19 protein-coding genes are annotated in these 18,854 nt (G+C 73.1%); 9 read left to right on the top strand and 10 right to left on the bottom strand.

Features of this window, described 5'->3' with window-relative positions:
- Positions 1 to 7: 7 nt before the first annotated feature.
- The 6 genes from ACZ6JS_RS11795 to paaA form a co-directional block, all read right to left on the bottom strand.
- A complete protein-coding gene (locus tag ACZ6JS_RS11795; RefSeq protein WP_469297482.1) occupies positions 8 to 1,150 on the bottom strand; it encodes an acyl-CoA dehydrogenase family protein in 1,143 nt (380 codons plus the stop codon).
- A gap of 102 nt (positions 1,151 to 1,252) precedes the next feature.
- The gene (gene paaE, locus ACZ6JS_RS11790) at positions 1,253 to 2,359 is read right to left on the bottom strand and encodes a 1,2-phenylacetyl-CoA epoxidase subunit PaaE (RefSeq protein WP_469297481.1); all 1,107 of its coding nucleotides are present in this window, start codon (positions 2,357 to 2,359) and stop codon (positions 1,253 to 1,255) included.
- Positions 2,360 to 2,866 (bottom strand): 1,2-phenylacetyl-CoA epoxidase subunit PaaD, encoded by a 507-nt coding sequence (gene paaD, locus ACZ6JS_RS11785; RefSeq protein WP_469297480.1) that lies wholly within the window; start codon positions 2,864 to 2,866, stop codon positions 2,360 to 2,362.
- Complete coding sequence (gene paaC / locus ACZ6JS_RS11780; RefSeq protein ID WP_469297479.1) at positions 2,863 to 3,600, bottom strand: 1,2-phenylacetyl-CoA epoxidase subunit PaaC; 738 nt, start codon at positions 3,598 to 3,600, stop codon at positions 2,863 to 2,865. Before paaC ends, paaD begins: the two co-directional genes overlap by 4 nt.
- Positions 3,597 to 3,881 (bottom strand): 1,2-phenylacetyl-CoA epoxidase subunit PaaB, encoded by a 285-nt coding sequence (gene paaB / locus ACZ6JS_RS11775; RefSeq protein ID WP_030026914.1) that lies wholly within the window; start codon positions 3,879 to 3,881, stop codon positions 3,597 to 3,599. The genes paaC and paaB overlap by 4 nt, the downstream gene beginning before the upstream one ends.
- Complete coding sequence (gene paaA, locus ACZ6JS_RS11770) at positions 3,878 to 4,927, bottom strand: 1,2-phenylacetyl-CoA epoxidase subunit PaaA (protein ID WP_469297478.1); 1,050 nt, start codon at positions 4,925 to 4,927, stop codon at positions 3,878 to 3,880. The genes paaB and paaA overlap by 4 nt, the downstream gene beginning before the upstream one ends.
- A 136-nt stretch (positions 4,928 to 5,063) precedes the next feature.
- On the opposite strand from paaA, the gene ACZ6JS_RS11765 reads away from it, so the two are divergent.
- The 3 genes from ACZ6JS_RS11765 to ACZ6JS_RS11755 are packed head-to-tail and all read left to right on the top strand — an operon-like array spanning position 5,064 to position 7,719.
- On the top strand, positions 5,064 to 5,726 hold the full coding sequence (locus ACZ6JS_RS11765) for a DUF5819 family protein (RefSeq protein WP_469297477.1): 663 nt from the start codon (positions 5,064 to 5,066) through the stop codon (positions 5,724 to 5,726).
- A complete protein-coding gene (locus ACZ6JS_RS11760) occupies positions 5,723 to 6,940 on the top strand; it encodes an HTTM domain-containing protein (RefSeq protein WP_469297476.1) in 1,218 nt (405 codons plus the stop codon). The genes ACZ6JS_RS11765 and ACZ6JS_RS11760 overlap by 4 nt, the downstream gene beginning before the upstream one ends.
- Positions 6,937 to 7,719, top strand: coding sequence for a TrmH family RNA methyltransferase (locus ACZ6JS_RS11755; protein WP_469297475.1), 783 nt, complete (start codon positions 6,937 to 6,939; stop codon positions 7,717 to 7,719). Before ACZ6JS_RS11760 ends, ACZ6JS_RS11755 begins: the two co-directional genes overlap by 4 nt.
- Here the strand turns inward: ACZ6JS_RS11755 and ACZ6JS_RS11750 are convergent.
- Positions 7,603 to 8,619, bottom strand: a complete 1,017-nt coding sequence (locus ACZ6JS_RS11750; RefSeq protein WP_469297665.1) for a hypothetical protein — start codon at positions 8,617 to 8,619, stop codon at positions 7,603 to 7,605. The genes ACZ6JS_RS11755 and ACZ6JS_RS11750 overlap by 117 nt on opposite strands.
- A gap of 108 nt (positions 8,620 to 8,727) precedes the next feature.
- Between ACZ6JS_RS11750 and ACZ6JS_RS11745 the strand changes: the two genes are divergently transcribed.
- Positions 8,728 to 9,393: a MerR family transcriptional regulator gene (locus tag ACZ6JS_RS11745; RefSeq protein WP_469297474.1), complete on the top strand. Its 666-nt coding sequence runs from the start codon at positions 8,728 to 8,730 to the stop codon at positions 9,391 to 9,393.
- 10 nt (positions 9,394 to 9,403) lie between these two features.
- Here the strand turns inward: ACZ6JS_RS11745 and paaN are convergent, their stop codons facing one another.
- Positions 9,404 to 11,086 (bottom strand): phenylacetic acid degradation protein PaaN, encoded by a 1,683-nt coding sequence (paaN, locus tag ACZ6JS_RS11740; RefSeq protein WP_469297473.1) that lies wholly within the window; start codon positions 11,084 to 11,086, stop codon positions 9,404 to 9,406.
- Positions 11,087 to 11,210: 124 nt separating this feature from the next.
- On the opposite strand from paaN, the gene ACZ6JS_RS11735 reads away from it, so the two are divergent.
- Positions 11,211 to 12,737: a 3-hydroxyacyl-CoA dehydrogenase gene (locus ACZ6JS_RS11735; RefSeq protein WP_469297472.1), complete on the top strand. Its 1,527-nt coding sequence runs from the start codon at positions 11,211 to 11,213 to the stop codon at positions 12,735 to 12,737.
- On the top strand, positions 12,734 to 13,321 hold the full coding sequence (locus ACZ6JS_RS11730) for a TetR/AcrR family transcriptional regulator (protein ID WP_469297471.1): 588 nt from the start codon (positions 12,734 to 12,736) through the stop codon (positions 13,319 to 13,321). Before ACZ6JS_RS11735 ends, ACZ6JS_RS11730 begins: the two co-directional genes overlap by 4 nt.
- A 106-nt stretch (positions 13,322 to 13,427) precedes the next feature.
- Here the strand turns inward: ACZ6JS_RS11730 and ACZ6JS_RS11725 are convergent, their stop codons facing one another.
- Positions 13,428 to 13,997, bottom strand: coding sequence for an Lrp/AsnC family transcriptional regulator (locus ACZ6JS_RS11725; protein ID WP_469297470.1), 570 nt, complete (start codon positions 13,995 to 13,997; stop codon positions 13,428 to 13,430).
- A gap of 178 nt (positions 13,998 to 14,175) precedes the next feature.
- Between ACZ6JS_RS11725 and pdhA the strand changes: the two genes are divergently transcribed.
- The 3 genes from pdhA to ACZ6JS_RS11710 are packed head-to-tail and all read left to right on the top strand — an operon-like array spanning position 14,176 to position 17,680.
- The gene (gene pdhA, locus ACZ6JS_RS11720; protein ID WP_469297469.1) at positions 14,176 to 15,312 is read left to right on the top strand and encodes a pyruvate dehydrogenase (acetyl-transferring) E1 component subunit alpha; all 1,137 of its coding nucleotides are present in this window, start codon (positions 14,176 to 14,178) and stop codon (positions 15,310 to 15,312) included.
- A gap of 47 nt (positions 15,313 to 15,359) precedes the next feature.
- Positions 15,360 to 16,328, top strand: coding sequence for an alpha-ketoacid dehydrogenase subunit beta (locus tag ACZ6JS_RS11715; protein ID WP_469297664.1), 969 nt, complete (start codon positions 15,360 to 15,362; stop codon positions 16,326 to 16,328).
- A complete protein-coding gene (locus ACZ6JS_RS11710; protein WP_469297468.1) occupies positions 16,328 to 17,680 on the top strand; it encodes a dihydrolipoamide acetyltransferase family protein in 1,353 nt (450 codons plus the stop codon). The genes ACZ6JS_RS11715 and ACZ6JS_RS11710 overlap by 1 nt, the downstream gene beginning before the upstream one ends.
- Positions 17,681 to 17,859: 179 nt before the next feature.
- Here the strand turns inward: ACZ6JS_RS11710 and ACZ6JS_RS11705 are convergent, their stop codons facing one another.
- Positions 17,860 to 18,837 carry an NAD(P)H-quinone oxidoreductase gene (locus ACZ6JS_RS11705; protein ID WP_469297467.1) on the bottom strand — a complete coding sequence of 326 codons (978 nt, stop codon included), beginning with the start codon at positions 18,835 to 18,837 and terminating at the stop codon, positions 17,860 to 17,862.
- Positions 18,838 to 18,854: the final 17 nt, after the last annotated feature.

Below are 18,854 nucleotides of genomic sequence, written 5' to 3'. Positions count from 1 at the left end.
GAGCAGGTCAGGCCAGGGGGTGGGCGGCCAGCAGGTCGCCCAGGGCCTCCTCGTGCGCGGCCGCCGGGCCCAGCTGGAGCTCCAGCTGCTTGGCCCAGGCGTGATAGCGGTGCAGCGGGTAGTCGGTGTCGGCGCCGAAGCCGCCGTGCAGGTGCTGGGCGGTCTGGACCACCCTTCGCACGCCCTCCGAGGCCCAGATCTTGGCGACCGCCACGTCACCCGCGCTCGGCAGCGGACCGCCTGCGCCGCCCGTGGCGGCATCGAGCCGCCAGGCGGCCTGCCACAGGGTGACCTCCATGGCGCGCAGGTCGATGTAGCGGTCGGCGGCCTGCACGGCGACGGCCTGGAAGGTCGCCACCGGGAAGCCGAACTGCTCGCGCTTGCTGGTGTATCGGCTCGTCATGCCGAGGACGCCCTCGCCCAGCCCGAGCGCGAGGGCGCAGGTGCCGGTGGTGAGGACCTGGTGGAGCCGCTCCCACGCCGCCGGGTCGTCGATCAGGTGGCTGTGCTCCACCCGCACGCCGTCCAGGGCGAGTTCGGCGAACCGCTCCCCGCTGGTGGAGACCTGCTCGGCGAGGGCGAGCCCCTCGGCGGTGCGCGGGACCAGCGCGAGGACGGCCTCGCCCTCGCCGGTGTGCGCCGGTACGGCGATCCAGTCGGCGGTGTGCGCCCAGGGGACGGCGGTCTGGGTGCCCTCCAGGATCCACGCTTCGCCGTCGAGCCGTGCCGTGACGGCGAGTTCGGCCGGATCGTGGCCGGAGCGGCCGTGCGCGGCCGCGGTGAGGACGAGCGTGCCGCGTCCGGCGCCCGGCAGCAGGGCGGCGGCCAGTTCGGGACTGCCGTGCGCCTGGACGGCCATGGCGGTGGCGCAGTGCTCCAGCAGCGGGACCCGGGCCAGCACCCGGGCGGCCTCGCGCAGTACGAGGCACAGGGCGATGGTGTCCAGGCCCGCGCCGCCGTGCTCCTCGGCGAGGACGAGGCCGAGCAGGTCGGACGCGCCGAGCTTGGCCCACAGCGGGCGGTCGAAGTCGTCGGCGACGGCGCCCGGGGTGAGCGCGGGGCTGGGCACGCCGTCGGGTGCGACGTCCGCGAACACGGCTCTGGCCGCCTCGACGGCCGCCCGCTGCTCCTCGGTGAAGGTGAAGTCCACTGCCTGTCCTCCCGTTCTGACCTGACGGGGCGTCAAGATAGAACACGTTCCTGAAAATGGACAGGGGATGGGAGGCCGGCCGCGCAGGGGCCGGGGGAACCTCTAACGGTCGAAGTCGATCTCCACTTCCTCGGTGACCGGGTGCGACTGGCAGGCAAGGACGAAGCCCGCGTCGGTCTCCTCGGCCTCCAGGGCGAAGTTGCGGTCCATCCGGACCTCGCCCGACACCACGAACGCCCGGCAGGTGCCGCAAACGCCGCCCTTGCAGGCGTACGGGGCGTCCGCGCGGTTGCGGAGCACCGCGTCCAGCAGCGACTCGCCGTCCTGGACGGGCCAGGTGCCGGAGCGCCCGTCGAGCCGTGCGGTGACCCGGCCGTGCGTGGCCGCCGCCGAGGCCGCCGCGCGGGCCGGCGCGGGAGTGGTGTCCTCGACGTGGAAGATCTCCTCGTGCACCCGGGTGCGGGCGACGCCGAGCGAGCTCAGGGCGCGCTCCGCTCCCTGCACGAGGCCGTAGGGCCCGCACAGGAACCAGCCCGTGACCTCGGCCACCGGCAGCAGCGCGGGCAGCAGGGAGGCCAGCCGCTCCTCGTCCAGCCGGCCCGAGGGCAGGCCCGACTCCTGCTCCTCGCGGGAGAGGACCGTGACCAGCTGGAACCGCGACGGATAGCGGTCCTTGAGGTCTGCGACCTCCTCCAGGAACATCGTCGAAGCGGCCGTACGGTCGCTGCGCACGAGGCAGAAGCGGGCGTCGGGCCGCGCGGCCAGCAGGCTCGCGGCGATCGACAGCACGGGCGTGATCCCGCTGCCGCCGACGATCGCTGCGTAGTGCCCGGAGGCGGGGGCCGCGGCCGGATCCAGGACGAAGCGTCCGGCCGGGACCATGACGTCCAGCACGTCGCCGGCCGCGATCTCCTTGTGCGCGAAGGTGGAGAACTCGCCGCCCTCCACGAGCCGCACACCGACCCGCAGCAGCGCCGGGCCCGGCCCCTCCGCCGCGGGGGCGGCCGAGCAGATCGAGTAGGTGCGGCGGACCTCGGTGCCGCCCTCGGGGGCGGTACGGCGCAGCGTCAGGTGCTGGCCGGGGGCGTGCCGGTAGTCCTCGCGCAGTTCCTCGGGAACCCGCAGGGTCAGCGCCACCGAGTCGTCGGTGAGCCGGTCGACTTCCGCCACCGTCAGCGGGTGGAACGCGCCGTGGCGGGGGGCGGCCATCTACAGCTCCTTGAAGTGGTCGAACGGTTCACGGCAGGCGGTGCAGCGGCGCAGCGCCTTGCACGCGGTGGAGGAGAACCGGCTCAGCAGCTCGGTGTCGGTCGATCCGCAGTTCGGGCAGCGGACGGACAGGGTCAGCGGGACGGGCCCGCCGGCGGCGTGCGGCCGGGGCGGGGCGATGCCGAACTCGGCCAGCTTGCGGCGGCCCTCGGCGCTGATGTCGTCCGTGGACCAGGCCGGGGCCAGCACGGTGGTCACCCGCACGTCGGGGATGCCGTGGCCGGTCAGGACCCGTTCGATGTCGGCGGACATGGCCTCGATGGCCGGGCAGCCGGTGTAGGTGGGCGTGAGGGTGACCTCCGCATGGCCGTCCTCGTGCATCCGCACCCCGCGCACCACACCCAGCTCGCCGAGGGTGAGCACCGGCAGTTCGGGGTCCGGGACGGATCCGGCCAGCTCGGCCAGCTCGGCCTCCAGGCGGGTGATCGGGGCGTCGGCGGTGGTCACCACGACGCCCCCGGGTGGCTGCGGTGCAGGTGCTGCATCTCGGCGAGCATGCGGCCGAAGGACTCGGTGTGCAGGCCCTGGCGGCCGGCTCCGGCAGCCCAGGCGCCGGTGCGCGGCCCTTCGGGCAGGGCGAGCCCGGCCCGCTCGACGACGCCGGTCAGCGCGGCCAGCCAGCGCTCTTCGAGGGCGGCCCAGTCCACGTCGCCGAGGCCCTCCACCGGCTGGAAGAGTTCCCCGGTGAACTTCCACAGGGCCTGCAGCGCGGCCTGCATGCGGGCGCGGCTCTCCTCGGTGCCGTCGCCGAGCCGCAGGGTCCACTGCTCGGCGTGGTCGCGGTGGTACGCCGTCTCCTTGACGGCCTTGGCCGCGAGCGGCGCGAACGGGCCCTCCCCGCGGGCGAGTTCCGTGTAGAGCTCGTGCTGGTGGACGGAGAAGTAGAGCTGCCGGGCGATGGTGTGGGCGAAGTCGCCGTTGGGCTGCTCGACCAGCTGGAGGTTGCGGAAGGACCGCTCCTCGCGCAGGAACGCCAGTTCGTCCTCGTCGCCGGCCATGGACAGCAGGATGCGCGCCTGGCCGAGAAGGTCGAGCGCGATGTTGGCGAGGGCGACCTCCTCCTCCAGGACGGGGGCGTGCCCCGCCCACTCGCCGAGGCGGTGGGAGAGGATCAGCGCGTCGTCGCCGAGGGCGAGGGCCGCCGCGGTGACGTTGGCTGCGTCGGTGTCGGTGCCGGTCACAGGTGGCTCACTCCCTCCGGGATGTCGTAGAAGGTGGGGTGCCGGTACGGCTTGTCGGCGGACGGGGCGAAGAAGGGGTCCCGCTCGTCCGGCGAGGAGGCGGTGATCGCGGTGGAGGGGACCACCCAGATCGAGATGCCCTCGTTGCGCCGGGTGTAGAGGTCGCGGGCGTTGCGCAGGGCCATCTCCGCGTCGGGGGCGTGCAGGCTTCCCGCGTGCGTGTGCGAGAGGCCGCGGCGCGAGCGCACGAACACCTCCCACAGGGGCCAGTTCTGCGTCATACCCGTGCCTCCTCGTTCTGTCCGGCGTGCTTCGCCGCTTGCTGTGCCGCCTGCTTCTGCGCATACGCGGCGGCCGCGTCGCGCACCCAGGCGCCTTCCTCGTGGGCCTTGCGCCGCTGGTTGATCCGCTGCTCGTTGCACGGGCCGTTGCCCTTGAGCACGTCCCAGAACTCGGCCCAGTCGATGGCGCCGAAGTCGTGGTGGCCGCGCTCCTCGTTCCACTTCAGGTCCGGGTCGGGCAGGGTCAGGCCGAGGGACTCGGCCTGGGGAACGGCGATGTCGACGAACCGCTGGCGCAGCTCGTCGTTGGAGTGGCGCTTGATGCGCCAGGCCATCGACTGCGCCGAGTGCGCCGACTCGTCGTCCGGCGGGCCGAACATCATGAGCGAGGGCCACCACCAGCGGTTCACCGCGTCCTGCGCCATGGCGTGCTGCTCCTCGGTGCCCTTGGACAGGGCCATGAGGAGCTCGAAGCCCTGCCGCTGGTGGAAGGACTCCTCCTTGCAGATCCGGACCATGGCGCGGGCGTAGGGCCCGTAGGAGCAGCGGCAGATCGGCACCTGGTTGGTGATCGCCGCGCCGTCCACGAGCCAGCCGATGGCGCCGACGTCCGCCCAGGTCAGGGTCGGGTAGTTGAAGATCGACGAGTACTTCTGCTTCCCCGAGTGGAGCTTGTCGAGGAGCTCGTCGCGGCTGGTGCCGAGAGTCTCGGCCGCGCTGTAGAGGTACAGCCCGTGGCCCGCCTCGTCCTGGACCTTGGCCATCAGGATCGCCTTGCGGCGCAGCGAGGGCGCGCGGGTGATCCAGTTCGCCTCGGGCTGCATGCCGATGATCTCGGAGTGGGCGTGCTGCGCCATCTGCCGGACCAGGGAAGCGCGGTACTGCTCGGGCATCCAGTCGCGCGGTTCCACGCGCTCGTCCGCCGCCACGGCGGCGTCGAACGCCGCCGCGAGCTGTGCGCCCAGGTCAGCCGTCATGCCCGTCCCGTCCGTCCCGTCCGTCCCCAGGGCCGTGTCCGGGCCCGTTTCCGGGGTCACTGCCACCATGTACGGCCCCTTGTGAGAGTCTGCCGTCCGCCCGACCGACCGATCGTTCGGTTCATACGCTTCAATGGTGAGACGGCGGCCCGTAGGGTGTCAACCTCTGTGGTCAACCCTGTGGACGCCGGACGATCGGGGCGGGATGGATTCGAACGGGCACGAGCTCGCCGAAGAGGCCGCTCCGCCACCCTCCCGAGCGCCCGGAATCGCCGGTCTGACCAGGCCGTACCGGGTCGTGGCCGCCCTGGCGCTGGGCGCCCTGGGCCTCGCCGCCTGCGCCCACCTCGCAATGGTCTTCCTGCACGTGGCCCCCTCCAACACGCTGAGCAAGCGGCACGCCGAAACGATCGACGCCTGGATCTACCCCGAGTTCGAACAGAACTGGAAGCTCTTCGCGCCCAACCCGCTCCAGCAGAACATCGCCGTGGAGGTGCGCGCCGAGGTCCGGACCGCCGGCGGCGAGCTGATCACCACCGGCTGGCGGGACCTGAGCGCCGAGGACGCCGCGGCGATCCGGCACAGCCTCCTGCCGAGCCACACGGAGCAGAACGAGCTGCGCCGGGCCTGGGACTTCTACACCGGCTCCCACGACGAGAACGAGAAGCCCGTGGGCGACCGCGGTGAACTCGCCGAGGAGTACCTGCGGCGGATCGCGGTGAACCGGCTCACGCCGGACCACGAGGGCGGGCGCATCCTGCGGATCCAGATGCGCTCGGCGACGACGGCCGTGCCCGCGCCGAAGTGGAGCACCGAGACCACCGACACCCAGACCTACTACCGGGAGCTGCCGTGGTGGAAGGTGTGAGACGCGCCCGCGCCGCGCTCGCCCGGGCCGTCGCCGAGGTCAGCGGGCGGGCGCTGGGCCCCTACCAGAGCGCCGTCGTACGCATCGGCTTCGCGGGCACCTGGCTTTTCTTCCTGCTGCGGGAGTTCCCCCACCGCGCCGAGCTGTACGGCCCCGACGGGCCGTGGAGCCAGGACCTGGCGCAGCGGCTGCTCGACTCCAACGGCGCCTTCACCGTCCTGACGTGGTCGGGCTCCACCCTGTGGTTCGAGGCCGTGTACGCCGTGTCCGTGCTGGCGAGCGTCGGCCTGCTGCTGGGCTGGCGGACCAGGGCGACGTCCGTGGTGTTCATGATCGGCGTGCTGTCCCTGCAGAACCGCAGCGTCTTCATGGGCGACGGCGGGGACAATGTCATCCACCTGGTCGCGATCTACCTGGTGTTGACCCGGTGCGCGCAGGTGTGGTCGCTGGACGCGCGCAGGGCGCGCATCCGGGGCGCGGCGACGGCCGGGGTTGCCGGGCCCGTGCTGTGGGGGGTGCTGGGGGCGGTCTTCGCGTACGGAGCGGCCACCGGGCGGTTCGGCTACGACTGGCTCGCGGGGTTCGCCGCGCTGTGGGTGGTCTGCGGACTGTGGTGGCTGGTGGACCGCTACGAGCCAGGTGGCGAGGGGCGGGCGGTCCTGGACGTCCTGGCGAACCTGCTGCACAATGCGGGCATGCTGGTGATCATGGCGGAGGTCTGCCTGATCTACGCGACGGCCGGCTGGTACAAGATCCAGGGCTCGCGGTGGCAGGACGGTACGGCGCTGTACTACCCCTTGGGGCTGGACTACTTCACCCCGTGGCCGGCGCTGTCCGAGCTGCTGGCAGGCAGCGGGACACTGGTGATGCTGCTGTCGTACGGCACGGTGGCGGTGCAGGTCGCCTTCCCGTTCACCCTCTTCAACCGGCGGATCAAGAACGTGCTGCTGGCCCTGATGATGCTGGAACACGCGGGGATCGCGGTGCTGCTGGGACTGCCGTTCTTCTCGCTGGCGATGATCTCCGCGGATGCCGTCTTCCTGCCGACCGGCTTTCTGGTGTGGTTCGGTGCGCGGGTCGCCGCCCGGCGGCGGAGCGTCTTTCCGCGGGGCGCCGGCGCCGGGGGCGGCATCCCGGGCGCCCGTGCGGAGCCGGGGTCCGAACCGGCGCCCGAGCCCGAGCCCGCGCCCGGGGGCCGTAGGGTCGGGGGATGAGCGAGCGGGCGGGTGCGGACGAGACGGTGCGGCAGTGGCGGGAGGCCGCCGGGCGGGACGGCCTGGTGCTCCTCGACGGGTTCCACGCGCTCAAGCACGCCCTGCGATTCGGGGCCGAGGTGCGCATCGTGGTCGCCGCCGATCCCGGCGCCGTACGGGAACTGGCCCGCGAGCTGGCTCCGGACGTCGAGGCCGAGGTGGTCCGCCTGGTGCGGCCGGCCGTTCTCGAGGAGCTGCTGCCCCGCGTCCACCCCACCGGGGTCTGCGCCCTCGCCGTACGACCCGACCGGGCCGCGGGCCTCGCGGGCCTGCGGCGGATGCCCAGGCCGGCGCCCGTCGTCGTCCTGGACAACCCCCGCAACCTCGGCAACGTCGGAGCCGTCGTCCGCCTCGCCGCCGGCTTCGGCGCCACCGGCGTGGTGACCCGCGGCGACCTTGACCCCTGGCACCCGAACGTGGTCAGGGCAGGAGCCGGACTGCACTACGCCACCACCGTCGAGCGCCTGGCGCTCGAGGAGCTGCCGCCCGGCCCGCTCTACGCTCTCGACCCGGAGGGCGAGGACATCCGCGGCCTCACCCTCCCGGACGACGCGCTGCTGGCCTTCGGCTCGGAGCGGCACGGGATCTCCCCCGAGCTGCGCGCGCGGGCCGACCACCTGGTGTCACTGCCGATGCGCCCCCAGGTCTCCAGCTACAACCTCGCCACCAGCGTGGCCATGACCCTCTTCCACTGGGGCGGCCCCCCGGCGGGGCCCGACCAGGGCGGCGAGGACGCCTAGGGCTCCCCCGGCCAGGACCGTCGCGGCCGCGCCGAGCGTCGCCCCGTCCGGGTGGACCAGGGACTGGCCGCGCAGCGCCTGCCACGTCAGCAGGGCGAGCACCGCCGCGTACACCGCACCGGCCACGAGGACCAGCCGCACCCGCACCCGTTCGTCGCGCAGCCGGGCGTGGCGCCGGGCGAGCGCGGCCAGGAGCACCACGAGCAGCGGCAGCAGCTGCAGGGCGTGCATGCCGAAGAAGTGCGGGATGCGCAGATCGCCTCCGACGGTGGACCATCCGGTGAGGAACATCCCGGCGCCGCCGTCGGGCACCCCGACGCTGTGCGCACCGCTCTCGGCGAGGTCCGGGCCGGCAGCCCCCCGGCGCTGCTGCTCGGGCGTCGGCAGGACCATCAGGACCCCCAGCGCGGCGCCGGCCAGTGCGAGGACCGTGGAGATCCGGATCGACCACGTCGTGGCCCGGTCGGCGGTCCTGGCGCGCCAGAGCAGGGCGGCGACGACGAGGGTGGCCAGCCACAGCACGGCCACGGTGTTGCCCATGAGCGAGTAGATCCGGGTGTCGAAGGGCGTCGCGTTGTTGAAGTGGCTGCGCACTCCGCGCAGCACCTGCAGGGTGATCAGCGCCATCTCCAGGGCGCAGGCGACGGCCACGACCGTGCCGGCCCACCAGGCGGCCCGGCGCAGGCGCGGCCGGTCCTCGCCCAGCAGCGAGATCATCCAGGCCAGGCTGAGGCAGTAGGCGACGAACGAGACCGCGAACTTGAACGGCTTGGCCCAGATCGGCGCCCCCGTCAGCACGCGGTCGTCGACCGCGAGCCCGACGGCGGAGCCGACCGCCCACAAGGCCATCACCAGGGCGAGGACCACCAGCGGGCGGTGCCGGGTACGCCAGGACGGCATCAGCATTCGAACCCCCGTCATGAATGGATAGCAGCACTGTCTGCTATCTGATAGTGCCACTATCTAGGATGGGGGTGAACCGGGCAAGAGAAATCAGGGTGAACGCACGTGCGCATCGGAGAGTTGAGCCGCCGGACCGGGGTGCCGGTGCCGACGATCAAGTACTACCTGCGGGAGGGGCTGCTGCCCGCCGGGGAGCTGACGAGTCCCAACCAGGCCAGCTACGGGGACGCGCACGAGCGCCGGCTGCGGCTGGTCCGTGCCCTGCTGGAGGTCGGCGGGCTCTCGGTGGCGGCCATCGGCGAGGTCCTCGCAGCCGTCGATGACAAGGACCGGCCGGTGCACGAACTGCTGGGCGCGGCTGCGAAGCGCCTGGTGCCGGAATATCGCGAGGGCGGCGCGACCGGAGGCGACGGTGCGCAGGACGCGGACACCGTCCTGGCGCGGGAGCGGGTGGCGCGGCTGATCGCGGCGCGGGGCTGGCGGATCGAGAGCGGCAACAAGGCCGCAGAGGCGCTGGTGGCCGCGCTCGCCTCGCTCCACCGGGTGGGGCACGCAGACTTCGTGAACCTCCTCGACGACTATGCGGAGGCCGCCGAGCAGGTGGGTCGTACCGACCTCGACTACGTCGCACGGCGGGTGGCCCGCGAGGACCTCGTGGAGTCGGTGGTCGTCGGTACGGTGCTGGGCGACGCGGTCTTCGCCGCCCTGCGCAGGATGGCCCAGGTGGACGCCTCCGCCCGCACGTTCGGGGAGGAGGCGCCCACCGCGTGACGCCCGGCGGCTACGCCTGGCGGCGGACCTCCACCACGCGGAAGCGGTTCGAGACGAAGGCGCCGTCGCACAGCGCGGCGTTGGCCGCCGGGTTCCCGCCGGAGCCGTGGAAGTCCGAGAAGGCTGCGGTCTGGTTGACGTAGACCCCGCCGGTCAGGTTCAGGGAGAGCTGCGCGGACTCCTCCATGCAGACCTCCTCGAGGGCCCGCTCGGTGTCCGGGGAGGTGGTGTAGGCGCCCACGGTCATGGCGCCCTTCTCGCGCACGGTGCGGCGCAGCAGGTCCAGCGCGTCCGCCGTGGAGTCGACGGCCACCGCGAAGGAGACCGGGCCGAAGCACTCGGAGAGGAAGGGCGCCTCCGGGTCCGGCTTGGCGGCGTCCAGCTTGACCATCACCGGCGTCCGGACCACCGCGTCCGGGAACTCGGGGTTGGCGACCTCACGGGAGGCCAGCGCGACCTCGCCGAGCCCGGCCGCCGCCTCCAGGCGGGCCTTGACGTCCGGGTTGACCAGTGCGCCGAGCAGGGCGTTGGCCCGGGCGTCGTCGCCGAGCAGGCCGCCGACCGAGGCCGCGAGGTCGGCCACGACCTCGTCGTAGGACTTGTGGCCGGCATCCGTCGCGATGCCGTCGCGCGGGATGAGCAGGTTCTGCGGGGTGGTGCACATCTGGCCGCTGTACAGCGACAGGGAGAAGGCCAGGTTGGCCAGCATTCCCTTGTAGTTGTCGGTGGAGTCCAGGACGACGGTGTTGACGCCCGCCTTCTCCGTGTAGACCTGCGCCTGCCGGGCGTTGGCCTCCAGCCAGTCGCCGAACTCCGTGGAGCCGGTGTAGTCGATCAGCTTGATCTCGGGACGGACGGCGAGGTCCTTGGCGATGCCCTCACCCGGCCGCTCGACAGCGAGCGCCACCAGGTTCGGGTCGAAGCCGGTCTCCGCGAGGACCTCCCGTGCCACCTGCACGGTCAGGGCGAGCGGCAGCACGGCCCGCGGGTGCGGCTTGACCAGCACCGGATTGCCGGTGGCCAGCGAGGCGAACAGGCCCGGGTAGCCGTTCCAGGTCGGGAAGGTGTTGCAGCCGATCATGAGGGCGATGCCCCGGGGGACCGCCGTGAAGGTCTTGCCGAGCTCCAGCGGGTCCTTCTTGCCCTGCGGCTTGGACCAGTCGGCCCGGCCCGGGACGCGGGTCTGCTCCTCGTAGGCGTAGGCCACGGCCTCCAGGCCGCGGTCCTGCGCGTGGGGGCCTCCCGCCTGGAACGCCATCATGAAGGCCTGGCCGCTGGTGTGCATGACCGCGTGCGCGAACTCGTGGGTGCGGGCGGAGATACGGGCCAGGATCTCGATGCAGACCAGGGCGCGCGCCTCCGGTCCGGCATCGCGCCAGGCGGCCATGCCGGCCTTCATCGCGGGCAGCAGCACGTCCGGGTCGACGTGCGGGTACTCCACGCCGAGCTCCGGGCCGTAGGGCGACTTCTCGGCGCCCGTCCAGCCGTCGGTGCCGGGCTGGCCGAGGTCGAGACGGGTGCCGCGGAGCGCCTCGAAGGCGGCGAGCCCGTCGGCCGGGGCGCTTTCGCCGTACGCCTTGGGGTGCTCGGGATGCGGGGACCAGTAGGCACGGCTGCGGATCGCCGAAAGGGCCTGGTCCAGGGTGGGCCGGTGCTTGGCGGACAGCTGGGGGACGGTGAGCTCGGCGGCCATCAGGGACCAACTCCTCGTTGAGCCGGGCGAAGGAGAGCAGACTGGAGTTAGAGTAACCGAACGATCGGTCGGGACAAGAGGGCCCGGCGGACCTGTGGACAAGTCGGTGCGGGAGGATCAGGACATGACAGCAATCGAGCGGTCCCGCACTGTGGCGGTCGTCGGGGCGGGCACCATGGGCCAGGGCATCGCCCAGGTCGCCCTTCTCGCAGGTCACCGCGTGCTGATCTACGACATCGACGCCTCCCTCGCCGCCGACGGCGTCGGGATCGTGCAGGACCGCGTCGAGCGGATGGCCGCGAAGGGCCGGCTGGACCGGTCCGAGGCCGAGGAGGCCGCCCGCCGGATCACGGCCGCCGGTGGCCTCGAGGACCTCGCCGGGGCCGCCCTCGTCATCGAGGCGGTCGTGGAGAACGTCGGAATCAAGCAGACGCTCTTCGCGGCCCTCGAAGATGTGGTCGGGCCGGACGCGCTGCTCGCCACGAACACCTCCTCCCTCTCCGTCACCGAGCTCGCCGCCGGCCTCGCGCACCCCGGCCGCTTCCTCGGCCTGCACTTCTTCAACCCGGCGCCGCTGCTCCCGCTCGTGGAGGTGGTCAGCGGCTCCGCGACCGACCCCGCGGCCGCCGAGCGCGCCTACCGCACCGTCCTCGGCTGGGGGAAGACGCCGGTACGCTGCGCCGACACCCCCGGATTCATCGTCAACCGGATCGCCCGCCCCTTCTACGCCGAGGCCTTCGCGGTGTACGAGGAGCAGGGTGCCGACCCGGCCACCATCGACGCCGTCCTCCGCGAGAGCGGCGGCTTCAAGATGGGTCCCTTCGCGCTGACCGACCTGATCGGCCAGGACGTCAACGAGGCCGTGACCCGCTCCGTGTGGGAGTCCTTCTTCCGCAGCCCCAAGTTCACCCCGTCCCTCGCACAGCGCCGGCTGGTCCAGTCGGGCCGCCTGGGCCGCAAGTCGGGGCACGGCTGGTACCCGTACGGCCCCGACGCGGTCGCCGCGCAGCCGCACACCGCCGGGCCCGAGGAGGCCCCGGACAAGGTGACCGTCGTCGGCGACCTGGGCCCGGCGGCCGAACTGGCGGACATGCTGGAGGAGGCCGGGATCGCGGTCACGTCCACCGGGCAGGGGGGTCCGTACATCCAGCTGCCCGGGGAGGGCCAGCTGGTCCTCGCGGACGGCAGGACCTCCGTCGAGTTCACGGACGTCGTCTACTTCGACCTCGCGCTCGACTACCGAGGCGCCACCCGGATCGCTCTGTCCGCCAGCGCGGACACCGGCGAGCGGACCCTCTCCGAGGCGATCGGCCTCTTCCAGAAGCTCGGCAAGCAGGTCTCCGTCATCGGCGACGTCCCCGGCATGATCGTCGCCCGGACCGTCGCCATGCTGATCGACCTCACCGCCGACGCCGTCGCCCGCGGCGTGGCATCCGCCGAGGACATCGACACCGCGATGCGGCTCGGCGTCAACTACCCCCTGGGTCCCTCCGAATGGCACGACCGGCTCGGCCGGGACTGGGCCTACGACCTGCTGCACCACCTCGACGAGCGCTGCCCCGGCGGCCGCTACGCACCCTCCCTCGCCCTGTTCAAACTGGGCTACGAGGCCGGCGAGGACGACCAGGACGACACGGGGGAGAACGAGTGACGACGGCCAAGCGGGACACCTACACCCCCGAGACCCTCCTGTCCGTGGCCGTCCAGGTCTTCAACGAGCGCGGCTACGACGGCACCTCGATGGAGCACCTCTCCAAGGCCGCCGGTATCTCGAAGTCCTCGATCTACCACCACGTCACGGGCAAGGAGGAGCTCCTGCGACGGGCGGTCAGCCGCGCCCTCGACGGGCTCTTCGCGGTGCTGGAGGAGCCGGGGGCGGTCCGCGGCCGGGCCGTCGAGCGGGTCGAGTACGTCACGCGCCGCACGGTCGAGGTGCTGGTCTCCGAGCTGCCCTACGTGACGCTGCTGCTGCGCGTCCGGGGCAACACCCGCACCGAGCGGTGGGCGCTGGAGCGCCGCCGCGAGTTCGACCACCAGGTCGCGGACCTGCTCAAGGCCGCCGCCGCGGACGGCGACCTGCGGGCGGACGTGGACATCCGCCTCGCCACCCGCCTCCTGTTCGGCATGGTGAACTCGCTGGTCGAGTGGTACCGCCCGCACCCGGGCACGGGCCCCGAGCAACTGGCCGACGCCGTCGTCCACATGGCCCTCGACGGCCTGCGCACGGCCCGCTGACCGGCGCTGAGCGCCGCTGAGCGCCGCACCGCGCCCCGGGAACGGCCCCCTCCAGGCCCTTCCCGGGGCGCTGTCGCGTCACGGGCCGGACCGCCACCCGTACGGCCTACTCCTCGGCGATCGCGGGCCCGCCGGCCCGGCCCGGACCCGCGTCCATGAGGTCCGTCTCCTCGAAGACCAGCAGGGTGCGCGTGGAGAGGACCTCCGGGATGGCCTGGAGGCGGGTCAGGACCAGTTCGCGCAGGGTCCGGTTGTCCGGGGTGTGCACCAGGAGCAGCACGTCGAAGTCACCGCTGACCAGGGCGATGTGCGCGGCCCCCGGGAGCTCGCGCAGCTGCTCGCGGACCGTGCGCCAGGAATTCTGGACGATCTTCAAGGTGATGTAGGCCGAGGCGCCCTGGCCCGCGCGTTCGTGGTTGACGCGGGCGGTGAACCCGCGGATCACCCCGTCGTCGATGAGCCGGTTGATCCGCGCGTACGCGTTCGCACGCGAGACGTGCACCTGTTCCGCCACCGACCGTATGGACGCCCGGCCGTCCGCCTGGAGCAGCCGCATGATCGAGCGGTCGATCGGGTCCAGGGGGCGGGGAGCGACGGGCGGGACCGCGGGGGCTCCCGGTGCGGCCCCCGCCGGCAGCGGTGCGGAACCCGTTCCGGCCATTTGTTCATCCGGCATTGCCCGATGCCTCCCTCTTCTGGACGTCCTGCGTCCATCCCAGGGCCCCGGCGCCAGTTTGTCCACAGCCTGGAGCCGCCTGTAGCCAAATTGCGCGGACAACCGAACAATCGGTAGGTGAGGGGCCTCACACCCGGGGCACCCCCTGCCCGCTTCCCACGAGGAGGTGTACGCCGCCATGACGGTCCAAGAGCTGCCCGGTGCCGGTGCGTCCCACCGTTCCACCCCGCCGCCCGCCTGGAGGCCCCGTACGGACGCCGCCCCGCTGCTCCCGGACGCCGAGCCCTACCGGGTGCTGGGCACCGAGGCGGCCGACCGGCTCGACCCCGCGCTGATGCGCCGGTGCTACGCCGAACTGGTGCGCGGCCGTCGCTACAACGCCCAGGCCACGGCTCTCACCAAGCAGGGCCGGCTCGCCGTCTACCCCTCCACCGTCGGGCAGGAGGCCTGCGAGATCGCGGCCGCCATGGTCCTCGAGGAGCAGGACTGGCTCTTCCCGAGCTACCGCGACACCCTGGCGGCCGTGGCCCGCGGACTGGACCCCGTACAGGCACTGACCCTGCTGCGCGGCGACTGGCACACCGGCTACGACCCGCGCGAGCACCGCATAGCGCCGCTCTCGACCCCGCTCGCCACCCAGCTGCCGCACGCGGTGGGCCTGGCGCACGCGGCCCGGCTGCGCGGCGACGACGTCGTCGCCCTCGCCATGGTCGGCGACGGCGGCACCAGTGAGGGCGACTTCCACGAGGCGCTGAACTTCGCCGCGGTCTGGCAGGCCCCGGTGGTCTTCCTCGTGCAGAACAACGGCTTCGCGATCTCGGTCCCGCTCGCCAAGCAGACCGCCGCCCCGACGCTGGCCCACAAGGGCGTCGGCTACGGCATTCCGGGCCGGCTGGTCGACGGCAACGACATCGCGGCGATGCACGAGGTGCTGGCCGAGGCCGTCCGGCGGGCCCGGGCCGGCGGCGGCCCGACCCTGATCGAGGCCGTCACGTACCGCATGGAGGCGCACACGAACGCCGACGACGCGACGCGCTACCGCGGTGACGCCGAGGTCGAGGCGTGGAAGGCGCACGACCCGATCGACCTGCTGGAGCGCGAGCTGACCGCACGCGGGATCCTCGACGAGGCGGGCATCACGGCCGCGCGCGACGAGGCCGAGGCGATGGCGGCGTCCCTGCGCGACGGGATGAACGCGGATCCGGTGGTGGAACCGATGGACCTGTTCGCGCATGTCTACGCGGAGCAGACCGACCGCCTGCGGGAGCAGGCGGCCATGCTCCGTGCCGAGCTGGAAGCCGAGGACCAGGCGTGACGACGGTGGCGGCGAAGTCCGCGAAGACGGGGGCCAAGCCCGCGACGATGGCGCAGGCCCTGACCCGGGCGATGCGCGACGCGATGGCCGAGGACCCGGCGGTCCACGTGATGGGCGAGGACGTCGGGACGCTCGGCGGCGTCTTCCGGATCACGGACGGCCTCGCCAAGGAGTTCGGCGAGGACCGCTGCACGGACACCCCGCTCGCGGAGGCCGGGATCCTGGGCACGGCGGTCGGCATGGCCATGTACGGGCTGCGGCCCGTGGTGGAGATGCAGTTCGACGCCTTCGCCTACCCCGCCTTCGAGCAGCTGATCTCTCACGTGGCGAAGATGCGCAACCGCACCCGCGGCGCGATGCCGCTGCCGATCACCATCCGCGTGCCGTACGGCGGCGGGATCGGCGGCGTGGAGCACCACTGCGACTCCTCCGAGGCCTACTACGTGGCCACCCCCGGCCTGACGGTGGTGACCCCGGCGACCGTCGAGGACGCGTACGGACTGCTGCGCGCGTCGATCGCCAGCGACGACCCGGTGGTCTTCCTGGAGCCGAAGCGGCTGTACTGGTCGAAGGCCGACTGGTCGCCCGAGGCGCCGACGGCCGTCCCGGGCATCGGGAAGGCGCTGGTCCGACGTACGGGCACGAGCGCCACCCTGATCACCTACGGGCCTTCGCTGCCGGTCTGCCTGGAGGCGGCCGAGGCGGCCCGCGAGGAGGGCTGGGACCTGGAGGTCGTGGACCTGCGCTCTCTGGTCCCCTTCGACGAGGAGACGGTCGTGGAGTCCGTACGCCGCACCGGGCGCGCGGTCGTCGTCCACGAGGCCGGCGGCTTCGGCGGGCCGGGCGCGGAGATCGCCGCCCGGGTCACGGAGCGGTGCTTCCACCACCTGGAGGCGCCGGTGTTGCGGGTGACGGGCTTCGACATCCCGTACCCGCCGCCGATGCTGGAGAAGCACCACCTGCCGGGAGTGGAACGGATCCTGGACGCCGTGGCCCGCCTGCAGTGGGAGAACTGATGGCGCAGGTAATGGAATTCAAGCTGCCCGACCTCGGCGAGGGCCTGACCGAGGCCGAGATCGTGCGGTGGTTGGTGGCGGTGGGCGATGTCGTCGCCATCGACCAGCCGGTCGTCGAGGTCGAGACGGCCAAGGCGATGGTGGAGGTGCCCTGCCCCTACGGCGGTGTGGTCACCGCCCGGTTCGGCGAGGAGGGCGAGGAGCTGCCGGTCGGCGCTCCGCTGATCACCGTCGCGGTGGGTGCGCAGTCGATGCCCGCCGGTGGCGCGGAGGCCGCGGAGGCCGAAGCCTCCGGCGAGGCGCCCCGACCGCTGATCGGCTACGGCTCGGACCACTCCCGCCCGGCGCGTCGGCGACGGGTGCGACCCGTCACCGCCGCGGTGTCGGCGCCCGCCCCGGCTCCGGCCCCGACCCCGGCCCCGGCTGTGGTCGCCGCGGCTCCGGTGATCCCGGCCGCTCCTGCGGCTCCCGCCGGGCCGGTGCCCGTCATCTCGCCGCTGGTGCGCAAGCTGGCCAAGGACGGCGGGGTGGACCTGCGAGCGCTGCGCGGCTCCGGGCCGGAGGGCCTGATCCTGCGTGCCGACGTCGAGGCGGCCCTGGCCGCGCTGAGGGCGCCCGCTCCGGCTCCCGCTCCCGCCCCCGCGGCGGTGGCGGTGGCGGCGCTGGGCGAACGGATCCCGCTCAAGGGGCTGCGCGGTGCGGTCGCCGAGAAGCTGTCGCGCAGCCGCAGCGAGATCCCCGACGCCACCTGCTGGGTCGACGCCGACGCCACCGAGCTGATGGCGGCACGGGCCGCGATGAACGCCGTGGGCGGGCCCAAGATCTCGGTGCTCGCGCTGCTGGCGCGGATCTGCACGGCCGCCCTGGCCAAGTACCCGGAGCTGAACTCCACCGTGGACCTCGCGGCCAAGGAGATCGTCCGGCTCCCCTCGGTGCACCTGGGCTTCGCCGCGCAGACCGAGCGGGGACTGGTGGTCCCCGTGGTCCGGGACGCGCAGGGCCGCAACCCGGAGGCCCTGTCGGCGGAGTTCGCGCGGCTGACCGAGCTCGCCCGCTCGGGCAAGCTGGCCCCGGCGGACCTGACGGGCGGCACCTTCACCCTCAACAACTACGGGGTGTTCGGGGTCGACGGCTCGACGCCGATCATCAACCACCCGGAGGCGGCGATGCTCGGGGTCGGCCGGATCATCGACAAGCCGTGGGTGCACGAGGGGCAGCTGGCGGTGCGCAAGGTCGTCCAGCTGTCGCTGACCTTCGACCACCGGGTCTGCGACGGCGGCACGGCCGGCGGCTTCCTGCGCTACGTCGCGGACTGCGTGCAATCCCCGGCGGTGCTGCTGCGCAGCCTCTAGGGCCTTGCTTTCGGATCAGGCCGGATCAGGGCGCGGCGCCAGGCGCCCGCGAGCCCGGCAAGATCCTGAAGAGAGGTGCCGGGTGCGCTGTCCCGGGGCTCCGCCCAGGACTGCGGTCCTCGAACGCCGGACGGCCGAATGCGGCTCCGCCGGCGTTCGAGGCGTTCGAGGCGCGGGGGTCACGCCGTGAGCAGGAGTTTGCCCACGTGGGTGCTCGACTCCAGGACCCGGTGGGCCTCGGCGGCCCGAGCCATCGGGAACGCCGCGTGGACCACCGGCCGCACCCGGCCGGCGGCCACCAGCGGCCACACGTGCTCCCGCACGGCGGCGACGATCGCCGCCTTCTCCTCCAGCGGCCGCGCCCGCAGCGAGGTGGCGGTGATCGCCGCCCGCTTCGCCAGCAGGGTGCCGAGGTTCAGCTCGGCCTTGACCCCGCCCTGGAGACCGATCACCGCGAGCCGGCCGTTCACGGCCAGGGCGTCCACGTTCCGCGCGAGGTACTTGGCTCCCATGATGTCCAGGATCACGTCCGCCCCGGCCCCGCCCGTGGCGGCCCGCAACGCGGCCACGAAGTCCTGCTCGCGGTAGTCGATGAGGACGTCCGCGCCCAGCTCCTTGCAGCGCGCCAGCTTCTCCGGGCCGCCGGCCGTGACGGCGACCGTCGCGCCGACCGCCTTCCCCAGCTGGATTGCCATCGTCCCGATGCCGCTGGCGCCGCCGTGCACCAGCAGGGTCTCACCGGGGCGCAGCCCGGCCACCATGAACACGTTGGACCACACGGTCGTGACGACCTCGGGCAGCGCCGCCGCCGTCGCGAGGTCCACCCCGGCCGGGACCGGCAGCAGCTGGCCGGCCGGCACGGCCACCCGCTGCGCGTACCCGCCGCCGGCCAGCAGGGCGCACACCTCGTCGCCCACCGACCAGCCGGACACCCCCGCCCCGAGCGCGGCGATCCGCCCGGAGCACTCCAGGCCCGGATATCGGGATGCGCCGGGAGGCGGATCGTAGAAGCCCTGGCGCTGGAGCACGTCGGCGCGGTTCACGGCGCTCGCCGCGACCTCGACGAGGACCTCGCCCTCGCCCGGTACCGGATCGGGAACGTCTGCCCAGACGAGGGCCTCGGGGCCGCCGGGCTGCTCGATGGTGATCGCATGCATGGCCCGGAGGCTACGCC

This window comes from Streptomyces sp. NPDC046349, from assembly GCF_055587885.1.
This window is presented reverse-complemented; position numbering and strand designations above follow the sequence as displayed.